Origin of the sequence: Yoonia sp. (genome assembly GCF_042093035.1) — a bacterium.
Classification (GTDB): Bacteria; Pseudomonadota; Alphaproteobacteria; order Rhodobacterales; family Rhodobacteraceae; genus Yoonia.
The window spans coordinates 1-8,953 of the sequence record NZ_JBELFI010000107.1 but is presented as its reverse complement, the minus strand read 5'-3'; the positions used below and the strand labels follow the sequence as shown (position 1 = coordinate 8,953).

Annotated in this window: 12 protein-coding genes; 8 read left to right on the top strand and 4 right to left on the bottom strand. The window is 57.8% G+C overall.

The window, feature by feature from the left end:
• A partial coding sequence (locus ACFDSS_RS11960; RefSeq protein WP_375255970.1) for a M24 family metallopeptidase occupies positions 1–561 on the top strand: 561 nt, incomplete at its 5' end.
• Positions 562–663: 102 nt separating this feature from the next.
• Positions 664–1,872: an alpha/beta fold hydrolase gene (locus tag ACFDSS_RS11955; RefSeq protein WP_375255969.1), complete on the top strand. Its 1,209-nt coding sequence runs from the start codon at positions 664–666 to the stop codon at positions 1,870–1,872.
• 51 nt (positions 1,873–1,923) lie between these two features.
• Here the strand turns inward: ACFDSS_RS11955 and ACFDSS_RS11950 are convergent, their stop codons facing one another.
• Positions 1,924–2,523 (bottom strand): biotin transporter BioY, encoded by a 600-nt coding sequence (locus ACFDSS_RS11950; protein WP_375255968.1) that lies wholly within the window; start codon positions 2,521–2,523, stop codon positions 1,924–1,926.
• A 75-nt stretch (positions 2,524–2,598) separates the two neighbouring features.
• Positions 2,599–3,024 carry a DUF6314 family protein gene (locus tag ACFDSS_RS11945; protein WP_375255967.1) on the bottom strand — a complete coding sequence of 142 codons (426 nt, stop codon included), beginning with the start codon at positions 3,022–3,024 and terminating at the stop codon, positions 2,599–2,601.
• 85 nt (positions 3,025–3,109) lie between these two features.
• Between ACFDSS_RS11945 and purB the strand changes: the two genes are divergently transcribed.
• The gene (gene purB, locus ACFDSS_RS11940; RefSeq protein WP_375255966.1) at positions 3,110–4,417 is read left to right on the top strand and encodes an adenylosuccinate lyase; all 1,308 of its coding nucleotides are present in this window, start codon (positions 3,110–3,112) and stop codon (positions 4,415–4,417) included.
• Between the two features lie 44 nt (positions 4,418–4,461).
• On the opposite strand, the gene ACFDSS_RS11935 is transcribed toward purB, so the two are convergent.
• Both ACFDSS_RS11935 and ACFDSS_RS11930 read right to left on the bottom strand, forming a co-directional pair.
• Complete coding sequence (locus ACFDSS_RS11935; protein WP_375255965.1) at positions 4,462–5,118, bottom strand: acyl-homoserine-lactone synthase; 657 nt, start codon at positions 5,116–5,118, stop codon at positions 4,462–4,464.
• 126 nt (positions 5,119–5,244) lie between these two features.
• Positions 5,245–5,853: an autoinducer binding domain-containing protein gene (locus tag ACFDSS_RS11930; protein WP_375255964.1), complete on the bottom strand. Its 609-nt coding sequence runs from the start codon at positions 5,851–5,853 to the stop codon at positions 5,245–5,247.
• Between the two features lie 141 nt (positions 5,854–5,994).
• On the opposite strand from ACFDSS_RS11930, the gene ACFDSS_RS11925 reads away from it, so the two are divergent.
• From ACFDSS_RS11925 to nthA, 5 genes are all read left to right on the top strand, one after another.
• Positions 5,995–6,483, top strand: a complete 489-nt coding sequence (locus ACFDSS_RS11925) for an autoinducer binding domain-containing protein (protein ID WP_375255963.1) — start codon at positions 5,995–5,997, stop codon at positions 6,481–6,483.
• 48 nt (positions 6,484–6,531) lie between these two features.
• A complete protein-coding gene (locus ACFDSS_RS11920; protein ID WP_375255962.1) occupies positions 6,532–7,599 on the top strand; it encodes a FliG C-terminal domain-containing protein in 1,068 nt (355 codons plus the stop codon).
• A 116-nt stretch (positions 7,600–7,715) separates the two neighbouring features.
• Positions 7,716–8,021 (top strand): ScnB-like protein, encoded by a 306-nt coding sequence (locus ACFDSS_RS11915; protein ID WP_375255971.1) that lies wholly within the window; start codon positions 7,716–7,718, stop codon positions 8,019–8,021.
• Positions 7,999–8,298: an SH3-like domain-containing protein gene (locus tag ACFDSS_RS11910; protein ID WP_375255961.1), complete on the top strand. Its 300-nt coding sequence runs from the start codon at positions 7,999–8,001 to the stop codon at positions 8,296–8,298. The genes ACFDSS_RS11915 and ACFDSS_RS11910 overlap by 23 nt, the downstream gene beginning before the upstream one ends.
• Positions 8,288–8,932, top strand: coding sequence for a nitrile hydratase subunit alpha (gene nthA, locus ACFDSS_RS11905; RefSeq protein ID WP_375255960.1), 645 nt, complete (start codon positions 8,288–8,290; stop codon positions 8,930–8,932). Before ACFDSS_RS11910 ends, nthA begins: the two co-directional genes overlap by 11 nt.
• The last annotated feature ends 21 nt before the right edge of the window (positions 8,933–8,953 follow it).

Genomic DNA, 8,953 nt, shown 5'->3' with positions numbered 1-8,953 from the left:
GAATGGATCGAAACGCGCCTGCTGACATCCGGGCCGCGCACCAACCCTTGGTTTCAGGAATGCGGTGGCCGGATTGTTCAAAACAACGAGATCGTGGCCTTTGACACCGATCTTATCAGCTCCTACGGGATCTGCATCGACATCAGCCGTACATGGTGGATCGGCGACCGGAAACCGCGCCCCGACATGATCGAGGCCATGCAGATTGGTGTCGAACATATTGAACAAAATATGGCGATGCTCAAACCCGGCGTGAACATCGAAGACCTCAGCCGCAATACCCATGTCTTGCCCGAAAAATATCAGAAACAAAAATACGGCTGCCTGATGCATGGCGTGGGGCTTTGTGACGAATGGCCTCTTGTCGCCTACCCCGACCGCATGGTGCCCGGCGCTTTTGACTATGAATTGCAACCGGGCATGACGCTTTGCGTTGAGGCACTCATCAGCCCCGAAGGTGGTGACTTCTCGATCAAACTCGAAGATCAGGTCCTAATCACCGAAGACGGCTATGAGAACCTGACCACCTACCCCCATGATCCGACGCTGATGGGGCGGTAACATCTCTCACCTTGGCGCGATGATTGGGAAATGGAGTTGCTTCAGACAGGCCGCAGGCGCATGTCTGGTCCACTTATGACCTGACCAGAAAAGGGCGCGACAATGCCGACCGAGAAACTCACCTTCAAAGGCCACGCCGGGGACATGTTGGCAGCACGTCTGGATTTGCCAAATGGCCCACTTCTGGCAACGGCCATGTTTGCCCACTGCTTCACCTGCTCCAAGGACATCACAGCGGCCCGCAGGATCGCCGCGCGGCTGTCTTCGATGGGAATTGCCGTCTTGCGCTTTGATTTCACGGGGTTGGGGCATTCGGAGGGCGAATTTGAAAACACCAGCTTCACATCCAATGTCGATGATCTGATCGCGGCGTGCGAAGCGCTTGATGCACGCGACATGCCTCCATCGCTTTTCATCGGGCATTCCTTGGGGGGTGCAGCCGTTCTCAAGGCGGCCCCGTTGATGAAAAGCATCAAAGCGGTCGTCACAATCGGCGCGCCCTTTGATCCCGCCCATGTGACCCACAACTTCGCCGATGCGATCCCCGAAATCCGCGATCAGGGCGTGGCTACGGTATCGCTGGGCGGGCGGCCCTTCTGCATCGGCAAAGGCTTCGTTGACGACATCAGCCAGGTCGCCCTGACCGCCTCAATCGCCAAGCTGGGTGCGGCCTTGCTGGTCCTGCACGCCCCGCGCGACGCTGTTGTGGGGGTCGAAAATGCCTCCAGCATCTTCATGGCCGCCAAGCATCCAAAAAGCTTTGTCACGCTGGATGACGCCGACCATCTTATTACCAACGCCAGTGACGCCGAATACACGGCCGATGTCATTGCTGCATGGTCAAAACGCTACCTCGATCTGCCAGAGCCCGCAGAGCAAGCCAAAGCACCAGAAGGCATCTTGCGGGTCACAGAGGCGGACGCAAACGGCTTTCTGCAAGACATCCAGTCCGGGCCGCATCACTTGCTGGCTGATGAGCCGGCAAAATTCGGCGGCACAAATCGGGGGCTGACACCCTACGGCTTTGTCTCCGCCGGACTGGGGGCCTGCACCTCCATGACCATCCGCATGTATGCGCGGCGCAAAGGCTGGCCACTGGAAGGTGTCAGCGTAGATATCAGTCATGCAAAGGAATACGGCAGCGACGCCACGGACCCCTCCAACGCCAAGGTCGATCAATTTGAGAGGGTCATTCACCTCAGCGGGGCGTTGAGCGATCAACAGCGCGAAAAACTGCTTGAGATCGCAGACAAATGCCCCGTGCATCGCACGCTGGAACGGTCCGCGATCGTCACCACCCAATTGGCATGAAAAAAGGCGCTGCGAATGACAGCGCCCCTTTTGCTTTTCGGTTCGGCAGTCTTACTTGCGCGCGTCGCCAACCAGTTTCCAGACCGCAGGCACCAGAAGCGCGGCCAGCGTCAGTTTCAGCGCGTCACCGATCAAAAACGGCGTTAAACCCCACTGCAGGATCGGCTGGTCCCAGCCGTAAAGCACACCCAACCACGCCAGACCCGGCAGATAGATCAACGCATTGCCGATCAACATGGCAAGCGCCATCATCAGCACGGAGCGGTCCCAACCAGCGCGGGCCGCAAAACCAAGCGCCAGCGTCGCCAGAACGTATCCGACGAGGTAACCGCCGGTGCCACCCATCATATACGTCAGCCCAAAGGCCTCGGCAGAGGAGCCAGCAAAGACGTCAAAACCCAGCGCGCCAATAATCAGATATCCAAGGATCGTCGTCAGGCCCAGCCGGGGGCCGTATGCCGCACCAATCGTCAGAACCGCAAATGTGCCCATGGTGATGGGAACCGGCCACATCGGGATCTTGATTTTGGCGAAAAGGGCCAAGGCCACGATACCGGCGACGACCATAAACGCCTGCTTGAGCCGCAGAGCGGTGCCTTGGGACGGGCCAAAGGCCTCTGTCAAAACTGTGTCGTTGCTTGTGAGGGCCATCTGCCGCTCTCCCCTTATTGCAATTTCGTTGGTGATTTATTGCCGATGCCGCGGCGCGGCGCAAGCGCGTTGACGTCAGCGCAGCGCAATAGGCGCGTAGTCCGACCTGGAAACATAGTCCTTGCGCGGCCCATTGACTGTCCAGACGGCCTCCCAAATCGGCCAGGTGGTGAAATGGTACTGCACCGTATAAAAATCATCCCCACAGGGGTGATCGGTCCCGTCAACGTCACCTGCGGGCATAAACTGATGGAACGGGCGACCATCCTCAAAAGTGACAACAACCTGTTGGCCAACAAAGTCCCAAAGATAACGCCGCGTCGCCACCATTTCTGTCCCATGTGCCAGAACCAGCGTGCCGCTCTCGTCATAGATCAGCCGCCTATCGCCATCTGGCGTCAAGACGGCCTCACCCTGCAAGTGCCCCTCCTGACCGGAAAGATGATCGACTATCTTGCGCCGCAAACGCCACGTGCCAACAAAATCTTCCCGGCGCAACATTGGAACTCTCCCTTGAGGGTTTCGGCTCTGCCCCTTATGACGCGCGTAGAATTCCCTGCCCACCCCTCAAAAAAGGTGCTTCTCCATGATTCCTCGCTATTCCCGCCCAGAAATGACCGCCATTTGGGAGCCCGCGACCAAATTCCGCATCTGGTATGAGATCGAGGCCCACGCCTGTGACGCCCAAGCTGCCATCGGCGTGATCCCCAAGGAAAACGCCGAAGCCGTCTGGAAAGCCAAAGACGTGGAATTTGACGTCGCACGGATTGATGAGATCGAGGCCGTGACAAAACACGACGTCATCGCCTTCCTGACCCATCTGGCAGAGCATATCGGCGCGGACGACGCGCGTTTTGTACATCAGGGCATGACCTCTTCGGATGTATTGGACACCACCTTGAACGTGCAACTGGTCCGCGCGGCTGATCTGCTGATTGCCGATATGGATCGCCTCTTGGCCGCGTTGAAGGCGCGCGCCCATGAACACAAAGAAACGGTGCGCATCGGCCGCAGCCACGGCATCCACGCCGAGCCAACCACCATGGGTCTGACTTTTGCGCGTTTTTATGCGGAAATGGATCGTGGCCGCGCGCGGCTGGTTAACGCCCGCGAAGAAATTGCCACCGGGGCGATTTCCGGCGCTGTCGGCACCTTCGCAAATATCGACCCCTCGGTCGAAGAACATGTCTGCGCGCAACTGGGCCTCAAGCCAGAACCGATCAGCACGCAAGTCATCCCGCGCGACCGCCATGCGATGTTCTTCGCCACGCTTGGTGTGATCGCATCCAGCATCGAAAACATCGCCACAGAGATCCGCCACATGCAGCGCACAGAGGTCCTGGAGGCCGAGGAATTCTTCTCCAAAGGTCAAAAAGGCTCTTCCGCGATGCCGCATAAACGCAACCCGGTGCTGACCGAAAACCTGACAGGTCTGGCGCGTCTGGTACGCATGTCCGTTGTCCCCGCAATGGAAAACGTGGCCCTTTGGCATGAGCGTGATATCAGCCACTCCTCCGTGGAGCGCGCGATCGGACCGGATACGACGGTGACACTGGATTTCGCCTTGAACCGCTTGGCCGGCGTTGTCGAAAAGCTGGTCATATACCCGGATAACATGCTGGCAAACATGAATAAATTTCGCGGCTTGGTGATGTCGCAACGGGTTCTACTGGCGTTGACGCAAGCCGGAGTCAGCCGTGAGGACGCCTATAAACTGGTGCAGCGCAACGCCATGCGTGTTTGGGAACAGGGCGCTGATTTCAAGACAGAACTCCTCGCTGACGCAGATGTACTGGCTGCACTCTCCGCTGCGGAAATCGAAGAGAAATTCGACCTCGGCTATCACATGAAGCACGTCGATACGATCTTCGCGCGCGTCTTTGGCGCCGGCTAGGTCACCAAGACCCGCGCATTTCAAAGCGCGCGGGTCAACTGCGCTCACAACACGGCAGAGGCCGCAGCCGCAGGTTGAAAGGCCACATGCGCCGCGATCACTGGCATCGCTGCCTGTGGCTGCACGACAGACATGCTCATCGCAACATACCGCCGCCCGTCGTCGCTGTTGACATAGGGTGTGCCGATCATGCGCGGCTGATACCCGATCTTGCGCAAAGCCCGGAGCAGCGATGGCCTGCTGAGCGCCATCATCTCTGTGGCATGATGCGCACGGGCCTGCGCGGCCAACCCGGCGACAATCAGCGCCAGACACCGGGCACTTTGCGCCGGGTCCTTGATGTCAGAAGACACCACCACACGCGTGCATTCCCACACATTTGCCGTGACCTCAACCGCGTTCACAATGCTGTCGGGAATGCCGATGATCCGCCCTTCAACCGCGTCGCGCAGCATATAGGTGTGCGATCCCCATTGCGCCGTCGTCGCCATGGCACGACCACCCCCGATGACTTTGCCGTCTTGCACCACCAATGAGTAGAACGCCTTGGGATTATCGTATTGATCCATCTCCACCTCAGCATCATGCGGAATGTCCCAGCCCAACTGGTCAACAAAGAACGCCTTGCGCAGCGCAAGGAATTCAAAGAACGCAGCGCCATGCTTGTGCAGCTCTGTCAGATTAAACGTAATATTTTCCATCACACATCCTGAGGTTGTATAAATAAGCACAGTGATCCCCACATCACCTAAAGAAGTCTTATATCATTTCATTCGGATGTGCCGCCTGTTTTTATCAACATGCTGCGGAAAACGGCATTCTGCCAACTATATAAGTCCAAATTGATTGGCCAACGCGGCCGCTTGCGTGCTCGTTTTTGCGCCCAGCTTGTCCTTGCCGCTGCGTAGTCTCTGCTTCACAGCGCCCTCTGAGATATTCAACTTAAAGGCGATTTCTTTCAACCGTTTACCGTCCTTCACCATCGCGAGTGCCTCAAGCTCAGCCGCTGTCAAATTGGTAGGTTTCGCCATCTCCTTGTGGCGCCGCGCGACATAGGCCTGCAGCACCTTCACCTCCAGATCAGAAAATTCGCGATCCGAGCGCGCAAAAGAGGCAAAAGAGCGTTCAAAGCCCTCATTTTGGTCAATCACAGCAATCGTGATACCGAATCGCAACCCAAAATTTGCGGCCTGCTGGATGATATTCCTGGGGTCTTGCTTGGCCAGTTCGCTCCAATGGATCACACCGGTATTCGCATAAGCCCAGCGCACAATCGGATCAAACAGCATGTACCGTTGGGCGGTGTAATGCGACACCCACGCCTGCGGAAAGGCATTCACTTCTTCCATCGGAAAAGCAAAACCGATGCGCAGCGCAATGTAATAGCCAGCCGGGGCTATTAGTGCAATTTCCTCTGGCCCGACGCGATCCGACATTTATGCTCCCCGAGCAGTCTTCCAGTCAGGAAGACTCTCTTGTTGCTTATGCGGGAACTACTCTTAAGTTAGCGTAAAGACGTTCCGGACTTGACTTACCTCTTAAGCTGAATGAATGGCAACGGGAAAGCGGGTATCGGTATGGATTCGGCAAAATTTAACCTCACTTCAGCGCTGTCGGAGTTCAAGGATCGTTCGATTTCAGGCTATGCGATGGGCTTGCAAATCAGTTTCACGACACCGACCTATTTCTTCCAAAGCTACCCCCGCCCCTGGCTGGAACACTACTCAAAAAACGGCCTTCTGGTGCAGGATCCAACCGTATCTTGGTGTTTTGAGAACATCGGCGTCCGCCGTTGGTCTGACATCGACGATCCTGCTGGCGTTCTGGCTCAGGCGGCCGACTACGGTATGCGCTACGGGTTCGTCTACGCCACAACGACCGCCGGCAGCCACTCCATGAGCGGTTTCGCGCGTCCCGACCGCGAATTCTCCGATAAAGAGATCGAAGAATTGGTCGCACGGTTTGAGGCGATGCATGTCGCCACCGCCGATCAGGCGGCCCTTGACCCAGAGATCGTCGTCCAACTCCAGAAAATGTCGATTATCGTCGCGCATCCTGCATCCTAGCGGAAAGAAACTAACTGTTTTTTCACAGTCTTGCGGCTAGGTGGGGACATGGATTTTCATGCCGCCCAAACCGACACAACCGCACTGACCCGGCGCCGCAAGGCGGCCATGGTCGTGCAGATGCTGCTTGAAGACGCAAACTTGCTGTCGCTGGACCAATTGCCACCGCCATTGCAACTGACACTGACCCGCGAATTGGCAAGCCTGCGCCGGGTCGATCGCGATACGGTCGACGCGGTTGCGGATGAATTCGCCAATGAACTTTCCGCCGTGGGGCTGACGCCACCGGGCAACCATGATGGCGCCGTCAGTGCCTTGGCAGATCACCTCAGCCCGTCATTGGCCGCACAGCTGCGCAGTCAAATGGACAGTGTCCGCAACGGGGATCATTGGCCCGTTGTTGCGGCGCTGGATACAGCACGCATCATTGACATAATGCGCGCCGAAAGCATCGCCGTCTGTGCTGTTGCTTTGTCAAAACTGCCCGTCACCAAAGCGGCAGAAGTGCTTTCAAAAACTCCCGGCGACCGCGCCAGACAAATCGCCTATGCAATGTCGCAAACGGCCAGGGTGTCCCCTGATACGGTGCACCGGATCGGCGCAGCGCTGGCACAAGACTACGGGCACCCTTCCGCGCTTGCCTTTGAACGCGCGCCGGTGCAGCGACTTGGTGCCATTCTCAACGCCACCCCGACCGACCAGCGCGAAGATGTTCTTGACAGATTGGGCGCGACGGACCCTGACTTTGCCAGCGACGTGCGCAAGGCGATTTTCACCTTCAAAGACATCGGACCGCGCGTCAAACCCACCGATATACCGAGCTGCATCCGCGCCATTGATCCCGAAGCGCTGGCAGTGGCGATTGCCGCAGCCTTGGCGATGGATGAACCCTATGTAGCATCCGCTGAATTTATCCTCGGCAGCTTGTCACAACGGATGGCCAACCAGATTCGCGAAGACGCCGCAGAACGCGGTCGGATCAAGAAGGACGACGGCGAAGCAGCGATGGGAGAGATTACCAAGGCCATCCGCGAAATGGCTGATGGCGGTGTCATCACACTGCGCGACCCCGACGAGGAAGATGAGGAGGAGGAGGAGGAGGAGGAGGCGATCTGACACGCGACGCCCACCAAGGTCATGTGCATTTAGTCTTTAACCCTGTCCGCGATCTGGATTACCCTGCGCCCATGACAGAGAAAGACAAAACCGAAACCGGGCGCCGCTGGCATGACATGGGCGGCTTGGATGCAGGACCGGTCCCTTCCGCGCAGCATGACTTTTCCCTTTGGGAAAAACGTGTGGATGCGCTGATGATTCTTGCGTCCGGCAAGGGGCATTTTACCGTTGACGGCCTGCGCCGCGTATTGGAAGACATGGGCGCAGAGGCGTTTGAGACGATGACCTATTACGAACGCTGGATTGCCTCCGTGAATCAAAACTTGGTAGAGGCTGGCGTCTACACCACCGCCGAACTCGCCCAACGCATGACCGAAGTTGCATCGCGCGGCGCCACTTATGGCGAGGCCGCAAGTGACTGACCGGACCTACATGCGGGTCCGCCCCGACATGCCGCCCGGCCATGTGCGCACGCCCGCCTATTTGCGCGGCAAGATTGGCTGGGTTGAACGTACTCTCGGCCCATTTCCAAACCCCGAAGATCTGGCCTATCGCCATCAGGCCAAACCCGTGCCCCTGATGCGTATCCGTTTTCGGATGGCCGATGTCTGGGACAATGCGGCCCACCCGGATGACACGATCGATGCGGAAATCTACGCACATTGGCTGACACCAGCAAAGGCACCCCATGCCCCATGACCACCACGACCACCTGTCGCCGTCCGGCCATCCCTACCGCCCGGATGACGATCACCCGTTGACCTATTGGCAACAGATGGAAATCGCCGTGCGCGAATTGCTGATCGAAAAGGGTGTAACAACCGCTGCCGAAATAAACGCGCAGATTGAGGCCATGGACGCAAGATCCCCAACCAACGGCGCGGTGGTGGTGGCGCGGGCATGGACAGACCCTGCATTTCGCAAAGAACTTCTTGCAGACGCCAGCAAAGCCACGCGTGAAATGGGTTTTGATATCGGCCCGATGCGCCTTATCGCGCTGGAAAACACGGCCGACGTGCATAACGTCGTCGTCTGCACATTGTGTTCTTGTTACCCGCGCAACCTGCTGGGGCTGCCGCCTGATTGGTACAAATCCCGCGCCTACAGGTCGCGCACGGTAAAGGAACCGCGTAAAGTGCTTGCTGAATTCGGCCTGAACCTGCCTGACAGCACGACTGTGCGCGTCAATGACAGCACCGCGGATATGCGCTACATCGTGATCCCGCACCGGCCCGTTGGCACCGAAGGGTGGCAGGCCAAGGCGCTCGCCGATCTCGTCACCCGCGACAGCATGGTTGGCACCGGACAAGCCAAATCACCACAAAGCACATGACAAAGATCAAGACCCGTCCCG